Origin of the sequence: Vagococcus fluvialis (assembly GCF_003337315.1) — a bacterium.
GTDB classification, from domain to species: Bacteria; Bacillota; Bacilli; order Lactobacillales; family Vagococcaceae; genus Vagococcus; species Vagococcus fluvialis.
Map to the genome: position 1 here is coordinate 101,858 of NZ_QPJV01000004.1, position 20,654 is coordinate 122,511.

Annotated in this window: 25 protein-coding genes and 2 tRNA genes; 26 read left to right on the plus strand and 1 reads right to left on the minus strand. The window is 33.8% G+C overall.

Annotation, left to right across the window (positions count from 1 at the left end; translation table 11 throughout):
- Position 1: 1 nt before the first annotated feature.
- From rnr to DFR54_RS13220, 26 genes are all read left to right on the plus strand, one after another.
- Complete coding sequence (gene rnr / locus DFR54_RS05515) at positions 2 to 2,362, plus strand: ribonuclease R (RefSeq protein WP_114289316.1); 2,361 nt, start codon at positions 2 to 4, stop codon at positions 2,360 to 2,362.
- Between the two features lie 9 nt (positions 2,363 to 2,371).
- The gene (gene smpB, locus DFR54_RS05520) at positions 2,372 to 2,842 is read left to right on the plus strand and encodes an SsrA-binding protein SmpB (RefSeq protein ID WP_086341548.1); all 471 of its coding nucleotides are present in this window, start codon (positions 2,372 to 2,374) and stop codon (positions 2,840 to 2,842) included.
- Between the two features lie 259 nt (positions 2,843 to 3,101).
- Positions 3,102 to 3,821, plus strand: coding sequence for a F0F1 ATP synthase subunit A (gene atpB, locus DFR54_RS05525; protein WP_086341549.1), 720 nt, complete (start codon positions 3,102 to 3,104; stop codon positions 3,819 to 3,821).
- Positions 3,822 to 3,866: 45 nt separating this feature from the next.
- Positions 3,867 to 4,079, plus strand: a complete 213-nt coding sequence (gene atpE / locus DFR54_RS05530) for an ATP synthase F0 subunit C (protein WP_086341550.1) — start codon at positions 3,867 to 3,869, stop codon at positions 4,077 to 4,079.
- A 60-nt stretch (positions 4,080 to 4,139) separates the two neighbouring features.
- Complete coding sequence (gene atpF, locus DFR54_RS05535; RefSeq protein WP_086341551.1) at positions 4,140 to 4,661, plus strand: F0F1 ATP synthase subunit B; 522 nt, start codon at positions 4,140 to 4,142, stop codon at positions 4,659 to 4,661.
- Positions 4,654 to 5,193 (plus strand): ATP synthase F1 subunit delta, encoded by a 540-nt coding sequence (gene atpH / locus DFR54_RS05540; protein WP_167799021.1) that lies wholly within the window; start codon positions 4,654 to 4,656, stop codon positions 5,191 to 5,193. Before atpF ends, atpH begins: the two co-directional genes overlap by 8 nt.
- A 31-nt stretch (positions 5,194 to 5,224) precedes the next feature.
- Complete coding sequence (atpA, locus tag DFR54_RS05545; RefSeq protein ID WP_086341553.1) at positions 5,225 to 6,763, plus strand: F0F1 ATP synthase subunit alpha; 1,539 nt, start codon at positions 5,225 to 5,227, stop codon at positions 6,761 to 6,763.
- A 16-nt stretch (positions 6,764 to 6,779) separates the two neighbouring features.
- Positions 6,780 to 7,697, plus strand: coding sequence for a F0F1 ATP synthase subunit gamma (locus DFR54_RS05550; RefSeq protein ID WP_086341554.1), 918 nt, complete (start codon positions 6,780 to 6,782; stop codon positions 7,695 to 7,697).
- Positions 7,698 to 7,716: 19 nt separating this feature from the next.
- Positions 7,717 to 9,120: a F0F1 ATP synthase subunit beta gene (gene atpD / locus DFR54_RS05555; protein ID WP_086341555.1), complete on the plus strand. Its 1,404-nt coding sequence runs from the start codon at positions 7,717 to 7,719 to the stop codon at positions 9,118 to 9,120.
- A gap of 16 nt (positions 9,121 to 9,136) precedes the next feature.
- On the plus strand, positions 9,137 to 9,565 hold the full coding sequence (locus tag DFR54_RS05560; RefSeq protein ID WP_086341556.1) for a F0F1 ATP synthase subunit epsilon: 429 nt from the start codon (positions 9,137 to 9,139) through the stop codon (positions 9,563 to 9,565).
- A gap of 74 nt (positions 9,566 to 9,639) precedes the next feature.
- Positions 9,640 to 9,876: a DUF1146 family protein gene (locus tag DFR54_RS05565; RefSeq protein WP_114289320.1), complete on the plus strand. Its 237-nt coding sequence runs from the start codon at positions 9,640 to 9,642 to the stop codon at positions 9,874 to 9,876.
- A gap of 105 nt (positions 9,877 to 9,981) precedes the next feature.
- Positions 9,982 to 11,271, plus strand: coding sequence for a UDP-N-acetylglucosamine 1-carboxyvinyltransferase (gene murA / locus DFR54_RS05570; protein ID WP_114289322.1), 1,290 nt, complete (start codon positions 9,982 to 9,984; stop codon positions 11,269 to 11,271).
- Between the two features lie 15 nt (positions 11,272 to 11,286).
- The gene (locus DFR54_RS05575) at positions 11,287 to 11,466 is read left to right on the plus strand and encodes a DNA-directed RNA polymerase subunit beta (RefSeq protein WP_086341559.1); all 180 of its coding nucleotides are present in this window, start codon (positions 11,287 to 11,289) and stop codon (positions 11,464 to 11,466) included.
- A 68-nt stretch (positions 11,467 to 11,534) separates the two neighbouring features.
- Complete coding sequence (yidD, locus tag DFR54_RS05580) at positions 11,535 to 11,816, plus strand: membrane protein insertion efficiency factor YidD (RefSeq protein WP_114289324.1); 282 nt, start codon at positions 11,535 to 11,537, stop codon at positions 11,814 to 11,816.
- Positions 11,817 to 11,944: 128 nt separating this feature from the next.
- Positions 11,945 to 13,120 (plus strand): ABC transporter substrate-binding protein, encoded by a 1,176-nt coding sequence (locus DFR54_RS05585; RefSeq protein ID WP_114289326.1) that lies wholly within the window; start codon positions 11,945 to 11,947, stop codon positions 13,118 to 13,120.
- Between the two features lie 69 nt (positions 13,121 to 13,189).
- Positions 13,190 to 14,065, plus strand: coding sequence for a branched-chain amino acid ABC transporter permease (locus tag DFR54_RS05590; protein WP_086341562.1), 876 nt, complete (start codon positions 13,190 to 13,192; stop codon positions 14,063 to 14,065).
- 9 nt (positions 14,066 to 14,074) lie between these two features.
- Positions 14,075 to 15,043 carry a branched-chain amino acid ABC transporter permease gene (locus tag DFR54_RS05595; RefSeq protein ID WP_114289328.1) on the plus strand — a complete coding sequence of 323 codons (969 nt, stop codon included), beginning with the start codon at positions 14,075 to 14,077 and terminating at the stop codon, positions 15,041 to 15,043.
- Complete coding sequence (locus DFR54_RS05600; protein ID WP_114289330.1) at positions 15,021 to 15,797, plus strand: ABC transporter ATP-binding protein; 777 nt, start codon at positions 15,021 to 15,023, stop codon at positions 15,795 to 15,797. Before DFR54_RS05595 ends, DFR54_RS05600 begins: the two co-directional genes overlap by 23 nt.
- Positions 15,797 to 16,501, plus strand: coding sequence for an ABC transporter ATP-binding protein (locus DFR54_RS05605; RefSeq protein ID WP_114289332.1), 705 nt, complete (start codon positions 15,797 to 15,799; stop codon positions 16,499 to 16,501). Before DFR54_RS05600 ends, DFR54_RS05605 begins: the two co-directional genes overlap by 1 nt.
- 3 nt (positions 16,502 to 16,504) lie before the next feature.
- Entirely contained in the window at positions 16,505 to 17,155 is a 651-nt protein-coding gene (locus DFR54_RS05610; RefSeq protein WP_114289334.1) for a CBS and ACT domain-containing protein, read from the plus strand.
- Between the two features lie 141 nt (positions 17,156 to 17,296).
- On the plus strand, positions 17,297 to 18,037 hold the full coding sequence (locus tag DFR54_RS05615) for a helix-turn-helix transcriptional regulator (RefSeq protein WP_114289336.1): 741 nt from the start codon (positions 17,297 to 17,299) through the stop codon (positions 18,035 to 18,037).
- Positions 18,027 to 19,094 carry a DUF4097 family beta strand repeat-containing protein gene (locus tag DFR54_RS05620; RefSeq protein WP_114289338.1) on the plus strand — a complete coding sequence of 356 codons (1,068 nt, stop codon included), beginning with the start codon at positions 18,027 to 18,029 and terminating at the stop codon, positions 19,092 to 19,094. Before DFR54_RS05615 ends, DFR54_RS05620 begins: the two co-directional genes overlap by 11 nt.
- Positions 19,095 to 19,208: 114 nt before the next feature.
- On the plus strand, positions 19,209 to 19,442 hold the full coding sequence (locus DFR54_RS05625) for a DUF2969 domain-containing protein (RefSeq protein ID WP_167799031.1): 234 nt from the start codon (positions 19,209 to 19,211) through the stop codon (positions 19,440 to 19,442).
- A gap of 68 nt (positions 19,443 to 19,510) precedes the next feature.
- Positions 19,511 to 19,591, plus strand: a tRNA-Tyr gene (locus DFR54_RS05630).
- 11 nt (positions 19,592 to 19,602) lie between these two features.
- Positions 19,603 to 19,674: transfer RNA gene (locus DFR54_RS05635), tRNA-Gln, on the plus strand.
- 61 nt (positions 19,675 to 19,735) lie between these two features.
- The gene (locus tag DFR54_RS13220; RefSeq protein ID WP_167799032.1) at positions 19,736 to 19,903 is read left to right on the plus strand and encodes a hypothetical protein; all 168 of its coding nucleotides are present in this window, start codon (positions 19,736 to 19,738) and stop codon (positions 19,901 to 19,903) included.
- A gap of 47 nt (positions 19,904 to 19,950) precedes the next feature.
- Here the strand turns inward: DFR54_RS13220 and DFR54_RS05640 are convergent, their stop codons facing one another.
- The gene (locus DFR54_RS05640) at positions 19,951 to 20,556 is read right to left on the minus strand and encodes a TetR/AcrR family transcriptional regulator (protein ID WP_114289342.1); all 606 of its coding nucleotides are present in this window, start codon (positions 20,554 to 20,556) and stop codon (positions 19,951 to 19,953) included.
- Between the last annotated feature and the right edge of the window lie 98 nt (positions 20,557 to 20,654).

Genomic DNA, 20,654 nt, shown 5'->3' on the forward strand with positions numbered 1-20,654 from the left:
TATGACAAGTAGTATTAAAGAAACTGTTATAAAGTTTATGACTGAAAGTAAAAAGCAGACATTTTCTTTAGAACAGATAGCAGAAGGGTTACAATTACAAAAAAGTAAAGACTTCAAATTATTAGTTCAAACAGTAGCCCAAATGGAGCGAGAAGGTAGTGTCCTTTTCAATGCAAAAGGGAAAATTAAATTAAATAAGCAAGAAAGTTTCTTAGAAGGAACTTTTAGAGCCAACGAAAGAGGCTTTGGATTTGTAACAGTTGAAGAGGATGAAGATGATATTTTCATTCCGAAAGACTTTACAAATTTTGCGATTGAAGGAGATAAAGTTGCTATTGAGATTATGAAATCAGGTAATCCTTTAGATTCTCAAGCAGCTGAGGGAAAAGTAATTGACATTCTTGAGCGTAAAACAACTCAATTAGTAGGTATTTTTTATGCCTACTCTGAAGCAGACATTCAAAAAAGTGGTCTGTATGGAATGGTTGTTCCAAAGGATAAGAAATTAAATAAATATCGTGTGTTTATTGCTGATGATGGCATTAAACCAGAAGAAGGTAGTGTTGTATCAGTTGAGATTACTCACTATCCAGATAATGATCATACTCATAGTTTTGAAGGATTGGTTAAACAAGTCATTGGTCATAAAAATGATCCGGGAATGGATATTTTATCTATTTGTTTAGCTCACGGAATTCCAGTTGAGTTTGATGATAAAACATTAGAAGAAGCAGAAAAGGTTCCTGATAATGTATTAGAAAAAGAGCTAGCTGGTAGAGTAGATTTAAGAGATGAAACCATTGTGACCATTGACGGTGAAGAAGCAAAAGATTTAGATGACGCTGTTCGAGTAAAAAAATTAGACAATGGTAACTTCTTGCTTGGTGTTTATATTGCTGATGTGTCTCATTATGTACAAGAGAATACTGCTCTAGATAATGAAGCAAGTGATAGAGCTACAAGTGTTTACTTAACAGACCGTGTCATTCCAATGTTACCTCGTAAGTTATCAAATGGTATCTGTTCTTTAAATCCACAAGTGGACCGCTTGGTAATGGCCTGTGAGATGGAAATTGATTTAGTAGGACGTGTGGTGTCACATGATATTTTTGAGGCAGTGATTCACTCAACAGCTAGAATGACTTACACAGCAGTTAATGAAATTTTAGAAAAATCCAATGAAGAAACATTAGAAAAATATAAAGATTTAATTCCTTATTTTGAGGAAATGGGTGAACTGCACAAAATTTTAGATCATATGCGTACTCAAAGAGGAGCTATTTCTTTTGAAGACCGAGAGGCTAAAATTATTGTTGATGATGAAGGGCATCCATTAGGTATTGAACTACGTGAGAGAAAAGATGCGGAAAGATTAATCGAATCTTTCATGTTAGCAGCTAACGAAACAGTTGCTAAACACTACACGCAGTTAAAATTACCATTTATTTACCGGATTCATGAACATCCAAAAGAGGAGAAAGTTCAAAGATTCTTTGAGTTTGTTACGAATTTTGGTATTCTTGTTAAAGGGAAAAAGGATGACGTTAGTCCAAAAGAATTACAACGCGTTTTAGATGATGTAGCTGGTAAACCAGAACAACCTGTTGTCAGTATGATGTTACTTAGAAGTATGCAACAAGCAAGATATGAAGAAAACCCAATTGGTCACTACGGTCTTGCGGCAGACGACTATACTCATTTTACATCACCAATCAGACGCTACCCTGATTTAATTGTCCACAGATTGATTAAGTCTTATATGAAGAAACCAATTAGTGATGAAACAATTGCTAAATGGGAAGAAATTTTACCTGATATTGCTGATCATAGCTCAAAAATGGAACGTCGAGCTGTCCAAGCAGAGCGTGAAACAGATAGCATGAAAAAAGCAGAATTCATGGCTGACAAAATCGATGAAGAATTTGACGGGATAATTACTTCAATTACTAAGTTTGGAATGTTCGTTGAATTGCCTAATACTATAGAAGGATTAATTCACGTCTCTCAATTAAAAGATGATTATTTCCAATTTGTAGAAAATCACTTAGCACTTGTTGGTGAGCGAACTGGGGTTATTTACCGAATTGGTCAACAAGTAAAAATTAAAGTAGTAAAAGCCGATCCAGAAACAAGAGAAATTGATTTTGAATTATTATCAGCAGAACCTGTAACTGGAAAAATTGAACTACCTAACAAAAGAAATAATAAAGATGGTAAAAAACACCATCAACGAGAACGAAAATCTCAACATTATTCAGACAAAGATAGTAAAAAGAAACCACGTAAGAACAAAAAACAACCATTCTATAAAAGTGTTGCCAAAAAAGGTAAAGGAAAAGGCAACAGGAATAAAAAGAGGTGACGTAAGTAAATGGCAAAAGAAAGAGAAGACGGTAATTTGATTGCTCAGAACCGAAAAGCAAGACATGATTACACAGTCATTGAAACCATTGAAGCAGGTATGGTCCTTAAAGGAACAGAGATCAAAGCTATTAGAAACCGCCGAGTTAACTTAAAAGATGGTTATGTAAGAGTAAGAGATGGAGAAGCTTATCTAGTCAATGTCCATATTAGTCCTTATGAGCAAGGAAATCTTTTTAATCATGATCCCTTAAGAACAAGAAAGCTTTTGATGCATAAAAAACAAATTGCTAAGTTAACTGCTGAAACTAAAAATACTGGTGTAACATTAATTCCTTTGAAATTGTATATTAAAAATGGATTTGCCAAAGTTTTAGTTGGAGTAGCAAAAGGGAAAAAACAATATGATAAAAGACAAGATTTAAAACAAAAAGACATGAATCGGGAAATTAATCGCACTTTAAAAGAACGTCAAAGATAATCGGCTAAAAGAGAGAAAAATTAACCCTTTCTCTCTTTTTATTTTCTAAAAAATGAATACTTATAGCACCTTTAAAAAACGAATAATTACTTTGTGTTATTTATCATTTGGTGTTATTATAGTCCTAGTTGGGTTCTAAAAGCATAGAATATCAACTAATGATTAGAATGGACTTCTCGAGTCTTTTCATCATAAAAAAACAGGAAAAAATTTGTTTTCCTGGAAAAATATTTTCTAAATAGAAAAGGGGTGAATAGAGGTGGAAGAAAAGTCCCTGATGATTGAGATTGCAGGCATAACATTTGATGCGACAGTGTGTATCATGACAGTATTAACCTGTCTTATTGTTTTTGCTATCGTATTTTTCTGTAGTCGAAATTTACAGATGAAGCCTAAGGGGAAACAGAATGTTTTAGAGTTTATTGTTGACTTTGTACGTGGTATTGTTTCTGATAACATACCTAAGAAAGAAGTAAATGATTATCATTTATTAGGATTTACTTTCTTCATGTTTGTTCTCGTGTCAAATATTCTAGGATTAGTAACAAAAGTTGTTATATTCCCAGATGAAATTTCACTATGGAAGTCTCCAACAGCCGATCCATTAGTTACTTTAACTTTAGCACTGATCGCCATTGCCTTAACCCATTATTATGGTGTTAAAAAGCAAGGTGTCAAAGGTTATTTTGTTAATAGTTTCATGAAACCAACAGCCATTTTATTACCAATTAAAATTATTGAAGAATTTACAAACGTATTAACGTTAGGTCTTCGTTTATATGGAAATATTTTTGCTGGGGAAATTTTATTAACTTTAATTGCCCAACTTGGTGCAAGCAGTCCAACTAAGTTTGTACTAGCTTTACCGTTAGAAGTAGTATGGCAAACATTCTCGTTATTTATTGGCGCAGTACAAGCCTTTATTTTTGTGACATTAATGATGGTTTACCTGTCTCACAAAGTTGAAGCAGAGCATTAAAAAGAATTTATTTTAAATCAAAAAGATTATTAGGAGGAAATAGTAATGCAATATATTGCAGCGGCTATCGCAGTTTTCGGTGCTTCTATTGGAGCAGCATATGGTAATGGTAAAGTAATTTCAAAAACACTTGAGTCAATGACTCGTCAACCAGAGTTATCTGGACAATTAAGAGCAACAATGTTTATCGGGGTAGCCTTAATCGAGGCTGTGCCAATCTTAGGTGTGGTTATCGCCCTAATCTTAGTCTTCAAGTAATAATAAAAATTAGAGAAGAGTCATTTTTTTAATGACGAAGGAAGGAAGTGTAGTAAACTTATGATCCAACAATTAGTCGTGGCTAATGCAGGTCAAGGTATGCTAAGTACAATCCTTTTTGTTACTGTTTCTTTTCTAGTCTTGTTACTGGCTTTGAAGAAATTTGCATGGGGTCCTGTAGTTGATATGATGCAAGCGCGTGAAGACAAAATCGCGTCAGATATTGATAATGCAGAGAAATCTAAAATTGAAGCCGATAAATTAGGCAAGCAAAGAGAAATGGAACTAAAGCAGTCACGTACTGAAGCGCAAGGAATTATCGCTCAAGCTAAAGAAACAGCTGAGAATAACGCTCATGCTATTTTATTAGAAGCCGAGGAGCATGCAACTCGTATTAAAAAGCAAGCTCATGAGGATTTACGCATTGAACGTGAACGAATGATTGACGAAGCAAAAAAAGAAGTAGCAGATTTATCTGTAGAAATTGCTTCTAAAATTCTTAAAAAGGAATTATCGGCGAGCACTCATCAAGAGTTAATTCAATCTAGTATTGAAAAGCTAGGAGTCGATGAAGATGAATAGAAAATATACTGTAGCAAAAACTTATGGTAAGGCTTTATATTCTGAGGCATTACAATTAAATTCAGTTTCTGAAATTTATCAAGAAATGCTTCAGTTAAGAGAAGTTTATCGTCAAGTACCTGACTTAGGAGATATCTTAACAGATGATCGTTTATCAGTGTATGAGAAAGTTAACATTGTTAAAGATCTGGAAAATAGTTTCAGTGATGCTGTAGCCAAATTTATTCATACAGTTTATGACTATGGACGTATGGATGAAATGCCACAAATCATTGATGAATTTGAACATTTATATTATGAACAATTCGGTATTATTGTTGTTGATGTAACAACAGCCGTTGCTCTTAATATGGATCAAAGACATGATTTAGAAAATCGCTTAGCGAAACAATTTCATGCTAATAAAGTTGTTATTCGACCAAAATTAAACCCAAACATTATGGGTGGAATGATTATCGAATCTGAACATCGTGTCATTGATCAAAGCGTTAGAAGTGAATTATCAGAAATTCATGCAGCGTTACTTAAATGATACAAAAGTGACAAGGTGAGAGGTGAAATACATGAGTATTAAAGCGGAAGAAATTAGTTCGCATATAAAACAACAACTTGCTAAATACGAAGAGTCACTAACAGTCGATGAAGTCGGAACGGTTTCATATGTTGGGGACGGTATTGCACGTGCTTACGGTTTAGAAAATGCCATGTCAGGTGAACTTTTAGAGTTTGATAATGGTGTTTTCGGAATGGCGCAAAACTTAGAGTCTGACAGCGTAGGTATTATCATTTTAGGTAGATACCAAGAAATCCGCGAAGGTGACAAAGTGAAACGTACTGGACGTATCATGGAAGTACCTGTTGGAGAAGCGTTAATCGGGCGAGTTGTTAATTCATTGGGTCAACCAATTGATGGTATGGGCGAAATTAAAACTAAAAAATTTAGACCTATTGAGTCTCAAGCTCCAGGTGTAATGGCTCGTAAATCAGTTGATGAACCATTACAAACTGGGATTAAAGCTATTGATGCTTTAGTGCCAATTGGTCGTGGTCAACGTGAATTAGTCATTGGTGACCGTAAAACTGGTAAAACGTCTGTAGCCATTGATACAATCATTAATCAAAAAAATGAAGACATGATTTGTATTTATGTAGCTATTGGACAAAAAGAATCAACTGTTAGAAATCAAGTGGAAACACTTAAAAAATATGGTGCAATGGATTATACAATCGTTGTATCAGCAAGTGCATCACAACCAGCACCACTTCTATATTTAGCACCATATGCTGGAGCTACTATGGGAGAGGAATTCATGTATAACGGAAAACACGTATTAGTTGTTTATGATGATTTATCAAAACAAGCAGCTGCTTATCGTGAGTTATCATTATTACTTAGAAGACCACCAGGACGTGAAGCATTCCCTGGGGATGTATTCTACTTACATTCTCGTTTATTAGAAAGAGCTGCGAAATTAAATGATTCTCTTGGTGGAGGCTCTATGACAGCTTTACCATTTGTTGAAACACAAGCAGGAGATATTTCTGCCTACATTCCAACAAACGTTATTTCTATTACTGATGGACAAATCTTCTTAGAAGATGATTTATTCAACTCAGGTGTACGTCCAGCGATTAACCCTGGTTTGTCTGTATCTCGTGTAGGTGGATCAGCACAAATTAAGGCAATGAAAAAAGTTGCTGGAACACTACGTACTGACTTAGCTAGTTTCCGTGAATTAGAAGCCTTTACTCAATTTGGTTCTGATTTAGATGCGGCAACACAAGCTAAATTAAACCGTGGTAAACGTACAGTTGAACTTCTAAAACAAAATGTTCACGAACCAATTGGTGTAGAAAAACAAGTATTGATTATCTATGCTTTAACTAAAGGTTTATTAGATACAATACCAGTAAATGATTTGTTACGTTTTGAAAAAGAATTGTTTGAATATGTTGGCAACAACTATCCAGCTATTTTTGACACAATCAAAACAACAAAGAACTTACCAAATGAAGAAGACATTAAAAAAGCAATTGAAGAATTTAAAGGTATTTTTAGTTCAAGTAGCTTTTCTGTAGCAGACGAATTAACACAATCCTAGAAAGTGGTGATTGAGCATGGGCGGTTCCCTTATAGATATTAAAAAGAGAATAGCTTCAACTAAGAAGACGAGTCAAATTACAAGTGCTATGCGTATGGTAGCAGCTTCCAAATTGACAAAATCTGAACAATCATCTAAACGTTTTCAAGAGTATGCAATGAAAGTAAGAAGCATTACAACTCACTTAGCGTCTTCGCAATTACAAGCGATTGAAAATGCGGATTTTTCTAGTTTTGAAGATAGTATGGAAATGTACCATAAGCTATTAATTGCTCGTCCAGTGAAGAAAACAGGCTACATTATTATTACTTCAGATAAAGGTTTAGCTGGTGGTTATAATAGTTCTATCTTAAAAAACACTTTAGAGATACTTCAACGTGACCATGAAAGTCAAAATGAAGTAGTCATTATGTCAATTGGTAGTGTCGGTGCTAACTTTTTCAAACACCGTGACATTCCAGTAGCATATGAATTAAGAGGATTAAGTGACCATCCAACTTATAATGAAATTCGTAAAATAGTTAACTCAACGATTCAAATGTATAACAATGAGGTATTTGATGAATTGTACGTATGTTACAACCATCATGTTAATACATTGTCTTCAGCATTCCGTGCTGAAAAAATGTTACCAATTCAAGATTTGGATTCAAGTGAGGCTACAACTTACGAACAAGATTATACATTAGAACCTTCTGAAGACGCGATTTTAAATACGTTACTGCCCTTATACGCTGAAAGTTTAATCTACGGTGCAGTGTTAGATTCTAAAACTGCTGAACATGCTGCACGTATGACAGCAATGAAAAGTGCAACAGATAATGCAGAGAATATTATTGATGATTTGACGATTTCCTATAATAGGGCACGTCAAGCAGCAATTACTGAAGAAATCACAGAAATCGTCGGTGGTGCAGCAGCTTTAGAAGATTAACGGGGAGGAAATTTAGAAGATGAAAATTGGAAAAATAGTCCAAGTTATTGGTCCCGTTGTTGACGTGGCATTCCCATTAGATCAATCATTACCTGATATTAATGATGCCTTGATTGTTTATAAATCTGAGAACAAACAAAAAGTTGTTCTTGAAACAACGATTGAAATGGGAGATGGTGTCGTAAGAACTATCGCCATGGAATCAACAGACGGATTACAACGTGGAATGGAAGTATTACACACAGGAGCGCCAATTAGTGTTCCTGTAGGGAGAGAAACTTTAGGACGTGTATTTAACGTTTTAGGTGAAACAATCGACTTAGGTGAAGAACTTCCAGAAACAATGGACAAAACAAGTATTCATACAGAAGCTCCATCGTATGAAGAATTAAGTACTGAAACAGAAGTACTAATTACTGGTATCAAAGTAATCGACCTTTTAGCACCTTACTTAAAGGGTGGTAAAGTTGGGTTATTCGGTGGTGCCGGAGTTGGTAAAACTGTATTAATTCAAGAGTTAATTAACAACATTGCACAAGAATTAGGTGGTATTTCTGTTTTTGCTGGTGTTGGTGAGAGAACTCGTGAAGGTAATGACCTTTATTTCGAAATGAAAGACTCAGGTGTTATTAACAAAACAGCTATGGTCTTTGGTCAGATGAATGAGCCACCTGGAGCCAGAATGCGTGTAGCGTTAACTGGTTTAACAATGGCTGAATATTTCCGTGACCAAGAAAAACAAGATGTGCTATTATTTATTGATAATATTTTCCGTTTTACTCAAGCAGGTTCAGAAGTATCTGCCCTTTTAGGACGCATGCCTTCTGCCGTTGGTTACCAACCAACACTTGCGACTGAAATGGGTCAATTACAAGAGAGAATCACATCAACTAAAAATGGTTCGATTACATCTATTCAAGCAATCTATGTTCCTGCCGATGACTATACGGATCCGGCTCCGGCAACAGCTTTTGCCCATTTAGATGCAACAACTAACTTAGAACGTCGTTTATCTGAGATGGGTATTTACCCTGCTGTAGACCCATTAGCTTCTTCTTCAAGCGCTTTAGAGCCAGGTATTGTTGGTGAAGAGCATTATCAAGTCGCAACTGAAGTTCAACGTTTATTACAACGTTACAAAGAGTTGCAAGATATTATTGCAATCTTAGGTATGGATGAGTTATCTGATGAAGAAAAAGTTATTGTAGGACGAGCAAGAAGAGTTCAATTCTTCTTATCTCAAAACTTCCACGTTGCTGAGCAATTTACAGGACAACCAGGTAGTTACGTTCCTTTAGAAGAAACAATTAAAGGATTTAGAGAAATCTTAGACGGTAAGCATGATAACTTACCAGAAGAGGCATTCCGTAGCGTTGGTCGTATTGAAGAAGCGATTGCAAAAGCAGAAGAATTAGGTTACTAAGAAGGGGGAAGAAAATATGAGTTCCTTCATCGTAAACATTGTAACGCCAAGTGGTGTTATCTATGATCACGAAGCAAAATTTTTAGTAGCTAGTACTCAAGCAGGTTCACTAGGTGTTTTACCAAATCATTCACCTTTAATTTCACCACTTAATATTGATGCTTTACGTATTGATTTAGTTGGTGAGGAAGAAGGAGTTTCTGATTGGGTAGCAGTTAATGGAGGCATTATCGAAATTCGTGATAATGTTGTATCTATTATTGCCAATAGTGCAGAGACAGAAGAGGATATCGATGTTTCTCGTGCTGAAGAAGCCAAAAAACGTGCTAAAGCTAAAATCGAAGAAGCTAAGCAAAGTGATAATCATGATATTGATTTAGCTCGTGCTCAAGTAGCTTTAACAAGAGCGATTAATCGATTAAATGTAGCTAATAAAAAAAGGTAAAGAGTTGTCAAACTCTTTACCTTTTTCTTTTTTATCGTTAAAATATATCATGTATCGAAAGGTGGTTTTAAGAGATGTATGGCGTTGATACCTTAGTCCGCATTTTTAGTCACTTTGCTTTTATTTATTTAGCTTTTTGGGGATTACAAGCAATGAGACTAGATTTACTATTTAAAAAGGGGCAGCAATATTACAAACAAATGCGAGTTGTTTTTGTCTTATTAGCTATCCTAATTGGTTATAATGCAAGTAATTTTTTCATGGAAGTCATGTTTTTAACAAGAGATTTATTACAAGGTATTTTTTCATAATGGTTAAACTAACCTAAATAATAATAAAAAATACCATTTTGTACACTCACATGTTATAATGATTGAGATTTAATATGATATCCAGAAATTTTTGGAGGTAGAACTATGGAGTACATTGAGGTTCGCAGTGGCAATAAACTGTTAGGACAAGTTAAAATAGAAGGTGCTAAAAATGCTGTATTACCAATTTTAGCAGGAGCATTATTAGCAGATCATGGTGAAACTGTTATTACAAATGCACCAATTCTTTCAGATGTTTTTATGATGAATAACGTCATTAAACATTTAAATACTGATATTGAATTTAACGAAGAAACAAATACAATTAAAATTAATGCTACAAGAGAATTAAAAAATGAAGCACCATTTGAATATGTTAGTAAAATGAGAGCTTCAATTGTTGTTATGGGGCCACTATTAGCTCGTACAGGACATGCTAAAGTTGCTATGCCTGGTGGTTGTGCTATTGGTAAGCGCCCAATTGATTTACATTTAAAAGGGTTCCAAGCCTTAGGTGCTACTATTACACAAACAAATGGTTATATCGAAGCGAAAGCTGACAAACTAAAAGGTGCTAGGATTTATTTAGATTTCCCAAGTGTTGGTGCCACACAAAATATTATGATGGCAGCTGTAAAAGCTGAAGGAACAACAGTCATTGAAAATGTAGCTAGAGAGCCTGAAATTGTTGATTTAGCTATCTATTTAAATAAAATGGGTGCTCAAATTGTAGGTGCGGGTACTGAATCAATTCGTATTGAGGGCGTTTCTTCATTAAAAGGAATTGAGCATGCTGTGGTTCAAGATAGAATCGAAGCTGGTACATTTATGGTGGCAGCAGCAGCTACAGGTGGTAATGTCTTAATTCAAGATGGTTTAATGGAACATAATCGTCCATTAATCTCAAAACTGATTGAAATGGGTGCTACTGTAACAGAAGAAGCAGCAGGTATTCGTGTTATTGGTCCAAAAGTCTTACAACCGGCTGATATTACGACATTACCACATCCAGGATTTCCAACTGATATGCAAGCACAAATGAGTGTTTTAATGACTTTAGCAAGTGGAACAAGTGTGTTATCTGAAACTGTATTTGAAAACAGATTCCAACATTTAGAAGAAATGAAGCGTATGGGAGCAAAATTCAGAGTCTCAGGCAATGTTGCTTATATTGACGGAGTTTTAGGTTTCCAAGGTGCTGAAGTTTCTGCAACAGACTTGAGAGCTGCAGCAGCCTTAATTATTGCTGGTTTAGTGGCAGATGGTGTGACAAAAGTTCATCATTTAGAATATTTAGACCGTGGTTATTATAATTTCCATAAAAAGTTACAAAAACTAGGCGCTTCTGTGGAGCGTATTAATGATGAAGTAAAAGCAACACAAACTTTTAACTAATTAAGGAGAGATAAAATGAGTAGCATAAGTAAACAGATTATTATACAGGTATCCCTTGTTATATTAGCTATAATTATGCTAATCCTTTTGTTTTTCATTGGAGTTCGAATTGGGTATGTGACACTTGGAAAAGGTCACCCATCTGATACTTTTAAAGCTGAAACATGGCAACATATTTTAGATTTTATTAAATAATATTCTTGAGGCTAACTGTAAAGGTTTGCCTCTTTTATTCTAATTAAGGAAAGCGTGTTGAATCAAAAGTGTTTAAAAAAATTTTTATTGCACCTGTTAGGTTTTATCAACGATTTATCTCACCTTTGTTTCCTAGAAGTTGTCGTTATCATCCTACTTGTTCTCAATATATGATTGATGCCATTAATTATCATGGACCAATTAAAGGGGTTACAATGGGAACTAGTCGTATTTTAAGATGCCATCCATTTGTAAAGGGTGGAATTGATTACGTACCAAGAAAATTTACTTTAAAAAGAAACCCAGATGAAAATTATGCAGGACCTTATAAACGTAAAGAAAACAAGTAAAAATCTTGTTTTCTTTTTTTGTTTGAATTGTCTGAATATTCTGTTGACATTGTATTAGAATTTGGTTATAGTTATAAACATCTTAATTAAAAATATTTAATTTATCCAATGAATAAGGGGGAGTTATTATGAAAAAACTTATGGGAATGCTATTTGCAAGTGCTATTCTACTTTCAGCATGTGGAGCGCCTGGAGGAGGCGGAGCAACAAATGAAAAAGAAGGAAAAAAATCAGATTCTGATACGATAAAAATTGGGCTGAATTTAGAATTATCTGGTGCAGTTGCAGCTTATGGTAATCAAGAAAAAGAAGGTGCTGAATTAGCTGTTGAGGAAATCAATGCTAAAGGTGGCATCAAGGGTAAAAAAATCGAACTTGTCATTAAAGACAATAAATCAGATACTGCTGAGGCTGCGGCTGTAGCTGCTAACCTGACAACAAAAGAGAATGTTGTAGCTATTATTGGACCAGCAACATCTGGAGCTTCTAAAGCTCAAATTCCTAATGTCACAAAAGCTAAGGTGCCAGTCATTACACCTTCAGGAACAGATGATGCGATTACAGTTGTTAATGATGCTGTTCAAGAATTTATTTTTAGAGCATGTTTCCAAGATTCTTTCCAAGGAGTTATTTTAGCTAATTATGCCATGAATAATTTAGATGCTAAAAAAGCAGTTGTGATTGGAGATGTTTCAAGTGATTATGCAAAAGGTTTATCGAAATCATTTAAAGACACATTTACAGGTGAGATTGTAGCTGATGAGAAATTTAATCAAAAAGATAAAGATTTCAAAGCTATTTTAACTAAAATAAAAGATAAAGATTTTGATTTCATCTATCTACCAGGTTACTATGAAGAAGCAGGTTTAATTATTAAACAAGCTCGTGAAATGGGAATTGAGCAACCAATCTTAGGAGCTGATGGTTTCTCTGATGAAAAATTAGGTGACATTGCTGGAAAAAATAATATGAATGATATTTACTATACAGCACACTTCTCAGATCAAGCTCCTAGTTCTGAAAAAGTAACAGAATTCATTGACGCTTTTAAAACTAAATATAATAAAGCTCCAAGCTCATTTAACGCTTTAGCTTATGATTCAGTTTATATGTTAGCAGAAGCAATTGATAAAGCTGGTGAAGCTGATAGTGAAAAAATTACAGAACAACTTGCAAGCTTAAAAGATTTTGATGGTGTGACAGGTAAAATGACAATGGATAAAAATCATAACCCTGAAAAAGCAGCTGTCGTTATCGGATTAAATGAAGGTAAAGAAGCATCAGCTGATGTTGTAAACCCATAAAGGATTAAGAAGTAAGGGGGCAATTTAAAAGCTTCCTTACTTTTTTTATTAAAGAGGAGGTAAACTCAAATGGACTTTTTTCAACAATTAATAAATGGTCTATCTCTCGGAAGTATCTATGCTTTATTAGCATTAGGCTATACGATGGTTTATGGCATTATTAAATTAATTAACTTTGCGCATGGCGAGATTTATATGGTAGGAGCATTTGTAGGTTATTATGTGACAAATCAGTGGAAGCTTAGTTTAATTCCAACCTTGTTAATATCAATGGCAATTTGTTCTGTTCTAGGCGTTTTAATTGAATTTCTTGCCTACAGACCACTTAGAAAATCAACAAGGATAGCAGCACTTATTACGGCCATTGGTGTTTCATTTTTAATTCAATCATTAATGATTTATTTTATTGGAGCAGATACAAGGCCATTTCCACAAATTATTGAAAATACAAATTATGATGTCGGTTTATTTACAATTAGTAAAATTCAATTAATGATTTTAACAACGTCATTAGTTTTAATGTTTTTACTTCAAGTTATTGTTAAATACACTAAAATGGGAAAAGCAATGCGTGCAGTTAGTGTGGATGCTGATGCGGCTCAGTTAATGGGAATTAACGTTAATCACACTATCTCTTTCACATTTGCTATAGGTTCATCATTAGCAGCAGCTGGTGGTGTGTTAATTGGTCTTTACTATAATAGTATTGACCCAATGATGGGAGTTGCTCCAGGTCTTAAAGCTTTCATTGCTGCCGTATTTGGAGGAATCGGAATTATTCCAGGAGCTGCGTTAGGCGGCTTTTCAATTGGAATTATTGAAACCTTTGTAAGTGCTCTTGGTTTTACAGCTTACCGAGACGCTGTGGTGTATGCTATTTTGATTATTGTCTTATTAGTTAGACCAGCAGGCTTATTAGGTAAAAATGTCAAAGAAAAAGTGTAGGTGATTAAAATGAAAAAAAATATGAAAGCAAATCTTTCGTGGCTAGGACTAATGGCAACTGGATTTATTATATTAGCAATAACTTATTCTACAGGTTTAATGTCACCTGTTATGGAAAATGCTTTAGTAATGATTGGAATAAATATTATTTTAGCAGTTGGCTTAAACTTAGTTATTGGTGTTTCTGGTCAGTTTTCTTTAGGACATGCTGGATTTATGGCAATTGGTGCTTATGCTACTGCCATTCTTTCCATGAAGACACCAACACTAACTGGATTTTTAACAGGTCTTTTAGTAGGAGCTCTATTATCAGGTCTGGTAGCTTTAATTGTTGGGATACCAACACTGCGTTTATCAGGAGATTATTTAGCAATTGCAACATTAGGTGTTGCAGAAATTATTAGAACATTAATTATGAATTTAGATCATATTACAAATGGTCCAGCAGGTCTGTTTGGGATTACGCCATTTGTTACTTGGTCAATGGTTTATGTGATTGTCTGTGTTACAACACTAATTACTACTAATTTTATTAATAGCCCAGCAGGTAGAGCGACACTTTCCGTTCGTGAAAACGAAATTGCTGCTGAGTCTATGGGAGTTAATACAACGAAATATAAAGTAGTAGCTTTTGTAATTGGAGCTATGACAGCAGCAATTGCAGGTGGTCTTTATGCTAGCTACATTCAGACTATAGTTCCCGGAAACTTTGATTTTATGAAATCAATTGATATTTTAATAATTGTTGTATTTGGTGGAGTTGGTAGTATTACAGGTACATTTATTGCAGCTCTTGCTCTTGGGTTTTTAAATATGTTCTTACAAGATGCTGGTGCTATTCGAATGATTATTTATGCGTTAGCTCTTGTTGTGATTATGATTTTCAAACCAACTGGCTTACTTGGTACTGCTGAGTTGTCCTTCAAAAAAATATTTAATAAAGGAGGACAAGGTAATGTCACTTCTAAAAGTAAATAATTTAACTAAAAACTTCGGAGGTTTAGCAGCTGTCTCTAATGTGAATCTATACTTAGATAAAAATGAATTAGTTGGCTTGATTGGACCAAATGGTGCTGGGAAAACAACTTTATTTAACCTTTTAACAGGTGTTTATGAGCCGAGTGAAGGGGATGTTTTATTTGGTGATGGAGAAAGTACTAAAAGATTAAACGGCATTAAACCCTTTAAAATTGCTAATCTAGGATTGAGTCGAACATTCCAAAATATTCGTTTATTTAAAGAGTTAACAGTTTTAGATAATGTTTTGATTGCTATGACAGGGCGAAAAAAAATAGGTGTTTTAACAGGGATTTTAAGATTACCTAAGTATTTTAAAGTTGAAAATGAAATGGAAGAAAGAGCACGGGAACTGCTTTCAATTTTTGATTTATTAGATAAAGAAACTTCAAAAGCAAAAAATTTATCTTACGGAGAACAAAGACGCCTTGAAATCGTTCGTGCTTTAGCAACTGATCCTAAAATTTTATTTTTAGATGAACCAGCAGCTGGAATGAACCCACAAGAAACTGCTGAGTTAACAGAATTAATTAAACGAATTCAAAAAGAATTTGATTTAACTATTCTCTTAATTGAGCATGATATGTCGTTAGTAATGGATGTTTGCGAAAGGATTTATGTGTTAGAGTATGGTCAGTTAATTGCTGAAGGAGTACCTGAGGAAATTAAGACCAATAAACGAGTAATTGAAGCGTATTTAGGTGGTGAAATGTAATGTTGAATGTTGAGAATATATCTGTTCATTATGGAATGATTCAGGCGGTAAAAGGGATTTCTTTTGAAGTAAAGGAAGGAGAAATCGTTTCTTTAATTGGTGCCAATGGGGCTGGGAAAACAACTATTCTAAGAACAATTTCTGGACTGGTTAGACCGAGTAAAGGAACTATTCTTTTTGAAGGTAAAAATATCGAAAAGGAGACATCACCAAAAATTGTGGCTTCAGGATTAGTCCAAGTGCCAGAAGGTCGTCATGTATTTACAGGAATGACTGTTATGGAAAATTTAGAATTAGGTGCTTTTCTTTATAAAGATAAAAAAGAGAGTCAAGAGATTTTAACAACTGTGTTTGATAGATTTCCGATTTTAAAAGAAAGAAAAAATCAAGATGCAGCCACACTTTCTGGTGGTGAGCAACAAATGCTTGCTATGGGAAGAGCTTTAATGAGTCGTCCCAAATTACTTTTATTAGATGAGCCATCTATGGGACTTGCTCCAATTTTTATCAAAGAAATTTTTTCTATTATTGAGGAAATTAAAAATCAAGGAACAACGGTTTTGTTAATTGAACAAAATGCGAAAATGGCTTTAGGCATTGCTGATCGAGGATATGTATTAGAGACAGGGAAAATTGTTCTTGAAGGTAGTGGTCCTGAATTATTAAATAGTCCAGATATTCAAAAAGCGTACTTAGGAGGATAAGTGATGTTAGTAAAAGATTATATGACAAAAAACCTCATTACTGCTGATAAATCATTAAAAATTTTTGATGCAGTGGAGCTGATGAAACAACATGATATTCACCGCTTACCAGTTGTTGAGAATAAAAGATTAGTTGGTTTAATCACTGAGGGAACGATTCAAGAAGCGATGCCTTCAAAAGCAACTAGTTTAAGTGTCTATGAAGCGAATTATTTACTAAATAAAACAGTCGTTGAAGACGTGATGATTAAAGAAGTTGAAACCATAAAAGAGACGTGTTTACTTGAAGATGCGATTTTTCAAATGCGAAAGCATAAGGTTAATGTTTTACCAGTTTTAAACAAAATGAATGATGTGGTTGGGATTATTACGAATAACGATATCTTTGATGCCTTTTTAAATATTACAGGTTACAGAGAACCTGGAACACGTGTGTCAATTAGCATCTCTCATGATGAGGAAGGTGTTTTAGCCAAATTAACACAAATATTTAAAGACAATCATTTAAATATTATTCAAATAGTAGTGTATCGTCATGAAGAGCAACCAGTTATTGTCATTCAGACGACTTCAGAGGAAAATGAAGTTATAAAAGATGTTTTAGAAAAAGAAGGCTACAACGTGTTATCTTCTATTCAAACAGTTAACAGGTAGGCAGTTGTCATACCTGTTATTTATAATTAAAGGAGTGTGACTTATTTTTGTCACATTCCTTTTTTGTTTCAAACTAAACCACTAGTTGATTGTTCAATGAAGTAAATCTTGATATGATTTAAATAGCAAAGGAGAGAGCCTATGTCATCAATTATAAGTGAAAATTTAAAGAAATACCGCAAACTAAATAAATTAACACAACAAGAGATGGCTCAGGCTTTATTTGTTACTCCTCAAGCTGTTTCTAAATGGGAAAGAGGAGAGTCTCTGGCAGATATCTCATTAATTCCAAGTATTGCTAGTACTCTACATGTTTCGATATCAGATTTATGGGAAGAAGAGCAAGAATTAAATGAATTGGAGCAGTTATACGACTTACCAGGGATGCTAAAAAACCATCAAGTGGAAGCTATTATATTGAAAGCTTTAAAAAAAGCTAATAGCGTGATTGACTTTGCTCCTGGTTTTGAGTTTTTCTTATTATTAAACGAAGCTCAAAAGAAAAAAGTTACTTTTGAAATTTTAAAAATGTCAGATTCTGATGAGATTATTGAAGAGTTTTTATATTATTTGCCAAATAGTATTAAAGAAGAGGTTATTCTACAACTGATTTTTGAAAAAAGATTTCAAGCTTTAGAAAACTTAGTTCCTATGATGTCAAAATCAATTCGAACAAAAGCATTGGAAGCATGTTTGAAGACTTATGAGTTGGATTTTTTAGATGAGCTATTTCCATTTTTAACTCATTCTCAAAAGGAATTAACTATTAAAATTATTAAAGAAGAAAAATTACCACTTGCTTTATTTGAAAATTATTTAACATTTTTTACAGATATTCAACGACAACATTTACTAGAAGGAGAGAGTCAGGATGAGCATTAAAGAGCAAAAAAGAAAAGTTTTGAAAATGTTAGAGGACGAGGTTATCACTCAAGAACAAGCTTTAGATTTATTAGAGATGATTGCTCGTGAGGGAGATTTTGAAACTGTTGATGAGATTAAAGATGGACCTATGGAACCAATAGACTTTGCTATTCCAAGAGAACCATTTGACTTTTTTGGAGGTGGACATCAGCTCTTTTCAGTGGCGCAAAAAGTAAAAGAAAATGCTTTTTCACCGATTACTTTAAAAGGGAAAAACAGCAAAATAGCTGTAACTTCTTATAGTGGCGATGAAATTATTATTAAGGGATGGTATAAAACTACCAGAAATTCAAATCTAATGATTCGTTTAGAAGAATTGGATGGTCGATATTTTTTAGATTATAATTATCACGGTGTTAGATATCTAGGATTTGACGTTTATATTCCAGAAACAATGATTCCTGCTATGATGATTGAAAATAGTAATGCGACAGTTGAGATACGTAATATTGAAGCAAGTGAAATTATTGTTGCTACTAAAAATGCTAGTATTGATTTACATGCCTGTGAGTCTAAACGAATTTTAGCTACAACAAAAAATAGTCATATTCATGTTAGAAAAATAAAATCTGATTTTATTGAGCTATCAACAACGAATGCTAAATTAAAAGTAAAAGAAGTTTTATCAAATGAAGCTGATTTTAGAACAACAAATGCTACGATTGATATTCAAGATAGTTACATTGAAAATAGCCTTTTAGAAACAAAAAATGCTCAAATTTGGTTAGACTTTAATGGTGTTGCAGTGGAATATTTAAGAAAAGCACAAATTGAAGCTAGAACAACAAATGCCAATATTGAGTGTGTTTTACCTGAATACAAACGAATTCCTTATCGGATTAGTGGAACTACAAGAAGAGGAAATGTAGTAACAGATTCAGATAATTTAATTATATTAGCTCAAGATAAAGGTTACCTAGTGGCACAAAGTCCAGAATATGAAAAAGATGCTAACAATTTAACTTTTAATTTTCAAACAACTAATGGCAGTATTAGAATCAGAGATTTTTCATAAAATAAAAAGAATGCTACTTAGCTTAAAGTTATTTTAAGTTGAGTGGCATTTTGACTTAACAAAATCTTGAAAATATGCTATTCTCAATTAGTTAATAGATAAGAGGTGAAGAATGTGAGAAAAAATAAACCGGTTGAAGTTGAGATTAAAGAAACAGAAATCAAAAAAGACGGTGAAACTTTAGCTCATCATCAATTATTCATTGGAAAACGAATGATTGGAGAAGTAACAGCTTTAGATTCAACTAAATTTGAAGTGAAATCTGATGATTCTTTTGTAGGTTTTGTAAAAACAATGGATCAAGGATATGAAGAAGTATTAAGAAATTGGAATTTGCATAATAATTAAAAAAAAGCTTGCTTTTTTTTAATGAATTATGTATGATTATGAAGTCGGGTTTTTAACCACGACTAGCTGGAGGGGTAGCGAAGTGGCTAAACGCGGCGGACTGTAAATCCGCTCCTTCGGGTTCGGCAGTTCGAATCTGCCCCCCTCCATTTTTTATTTTTGGGCTATAGCCAAGCGGTAAGGCAACGGACTTTGACTCCGTCACTCGTTGGTTCGAATCCAGCTAGCCCAGTAGAAAAGTTAACATAATTTTATGTTAACTTTTTTTTATTTTTAGAAAGGAAGTTATGTTGATGGATTTAAAAAACAGATTACAAGAGCAGTATGTCAATTATCGTGACATGATGAAGGAAAAAGATTTAGTTGAAGATGTCAGACAGACGATCCCTTTTATGAACGAAGTAAAAAAAGCTAAGTTAACAAAAGAAAATACACGTAAATGGCATTCTAAATTGTATTAAAAAAGCTAAAAAGAGATTAAAACAGTGACTTGTTTTAATCTCTTTTTCTATTCCATAATATCTATTCCAAGAACAGTTAAATGACCATTACCAACTAATTTAATAACTAGGCGGGCCATGTGGTCAGGTTCGAAATCTGAGTCAGTTGTTACCCACCAATGAACAGTTCCAATAAAGATTGATGTCATATACTCAATAATAAAACTCATAGGAACCTCAATATCATTTTCAGTTATTCTCAATTTAGAAAAAGTTTCTTCATAAGTCGTTGCTAAAACGGTGGATAATTTTTTTCTAAAAGGCTCGCTAGAACTACCCTCTGTTAGCATAACAAAGAAAGTCTGTTGTTCTTTAATCATTGTAAAAACTCTAGTTAAGGTCTTCTCGATTGTTTTTAAGTGGATGAATTTAGATTTATTAAGGCTACTAGAGTCTAAAATACTACTTAAATTAGAAATAGCAAAGTTCATCACGTAGTCGTAAAGGTCTGGCTTGTCTTTAAAATGAGCATAAAAAGTAGCTCTGTTAATCATAGCTTTATCAGCAATTTCTTGAATAGTAATGGCTTCATATCCTTTTTCACCTATTAGTTCAAGGAAAGCTTCAATAATCATTTTTTTGGTTCGAATAACACGCAAGTCTTGTTTTTTCATTTTTTCTCCTTTAAAAAACAACAGATAGGCCTTGATTGTTGTTTAAATCACAAATGAACCTAAACTGATGATTGTAATTATTTCAAACACGCTTAATA

What these genes read in the sequence shown, in the direction of transcription:
- rnr (WP_114289316.1), top strand. Translation starts at nt 2, where the DNA reads ATGACAAGTAGTATTAAAGAAACTGTTATAAAGTTTATGACTGAAAGT.
- smpB (WP_086341548.1), top strand. Translation starts at nt 2,372, where the DNA reads ATGGCAAAAGAAAGAGAAGACGGTAATTTGATTGCTCAGAACCGAAAA.
- atpE (WP_086341550.1), top strand. Translation starts at nt 3,867, where the DNA reads ATGCAATATATTGCAGCGGCTATCGCAGTTTTCGGTGCTTCTATTGGA.
- atpF (WP_086341551.1), top strand. Translation starts at nt 4,140, where the DNA reads ATGATCCAACAATTAGTCGTGGCTAATGCAGGTCAAGGTATGCTAAGT.
- atpH (WP_167799021.1), top strand. Translation starts at nt 4,654, where the DNA reads ATGAATAGAAAATATACTGTAGCAAAAACTTATGGTAAGGCTTTATAT.
- atpA (WP_086341553.1), top strand. Translation starts at nt 5,225, where the DNA reads ATGAGTATTAAAGCGGAAGAAATTAGTTCGCATATAAAACAACAACTT.
- DFR54_RS05550 (WP_086341554.1), top strand. Translation starts at nt 6,780, where the DNA reads ATGGGCGGTTCCCTTATAGATATTAAAAAGAGAATAGCTTCAACTAAG.
- atpD (WP_086341555.1), top strand. Translation starts at nt 7,717, where the DNA reads ATGAAAATTGGAAAAATAGTCCAAGTTATTGGTCCCGTTGTTGACGTG.
- DFR54_RS05560 (WP_086341556.1), top strand. Translation starts at nt 9,137, where the DNA reads ATGAGTTCCTTCATCGTAAACATTGTAACGCCAAGTGGTGTTATCTAT.
- DFR54_RS05565 (WP_114289320.1), top strand. Translation starts at nt 9,640, where the DNA reads ATGTATGGCGTTGATACCTTAGTCCGCATTTTTAGTCACTTTGCTTTT.
- murA (WP_114289322.1), top strand. Translation starts at nt 9,982, where the DNA reads ATGGAGTACATTGAGGTTCGCAGTGGCAATAAACTGTTAGGACAAGTT.
- DFR54_RS05575 (WP_086341559.1), top strand. Translation starts at nt 11,287, where the DNA reads ATGAGTAGCATAAGTAAACAGATTATTATACAGGTATCCCTTGTTATA.
- DFR54_RS05585 (WP_114289326.1), top strand. Translation starts at nt 11,945, where the DNA reads ATGAAAAAACTTATGGGAATGCTATTTGCAAGTGCTATTCTACTTTCA.
- DFR54_RS05590 (WP_086341562.1), top strand. Translation starts at nt 13,190, where the DNA reads ATGGACTTTTTTCAACAATTAATAAATGGTCTATCTCTCGGAAGTATC.
- DFR54_RS05595 (WP_114289328.1), top strand. Translation starts at nt 14,075, where the DNA reads ATGAAAAAAAATATGAAAGCAAATCTTTCGTGGCTAGGACTAATGGCA.
- DFR54_RS05600 (WP_114289330.1), top strand. Translation starts at nt 15,021, where the DNA reads ATGTCACTTCTAAAAGTAAATAATTTAACTAAAAACTTCGGAGGTTTA.
- DFR54_RS05605 (WP_114289332.1), top strand. Translation starts at nt 15,797, where the DNA reads ATGTTGAATGTTGAGAATATATCTGTTCATTATGGAATGATTCAGGCG.
- DFR54_RS05610 (WP_114289334.1), top strand. Translation starts at nt 16,505, where the DNA reads ATGTTAGTAAAAGATTATATGACAAAAAACCTCATTACTGCTGATAAA.
- DFR54_RS05615 (WP_114289336.1), top strand. Translation starts at nt 17,297, where the DNA reads ATGTCATCAATTATAAGTGAAAATTTAAAGAAATACCGCAAACTAAAT.
- DFR54_RS05620 (WP_114289338.1), top strand. Translation starts at nt 18,027, where the DNA reads ATGAGCATTAAAGAGCAAAAAAGAAAAGTTTTGAAAATGTTAGAGGAC.
- DFR54_RS13220 (WP_167799032.1), top strand. Translation starts at nt 19,736, where the DNA reads ATGGATTTAAAAAACAGATTACAAGAGCAGTATGTCAATTATCGTGAC.
- DFR54_RS05640 (WP_114289342.1), bottom strand. Translation starts at nt 20,556, where the DNA reads ATGAAAAAACAAGACTTGCGTGTTATTCGAACCAAAAAAATGATTATT.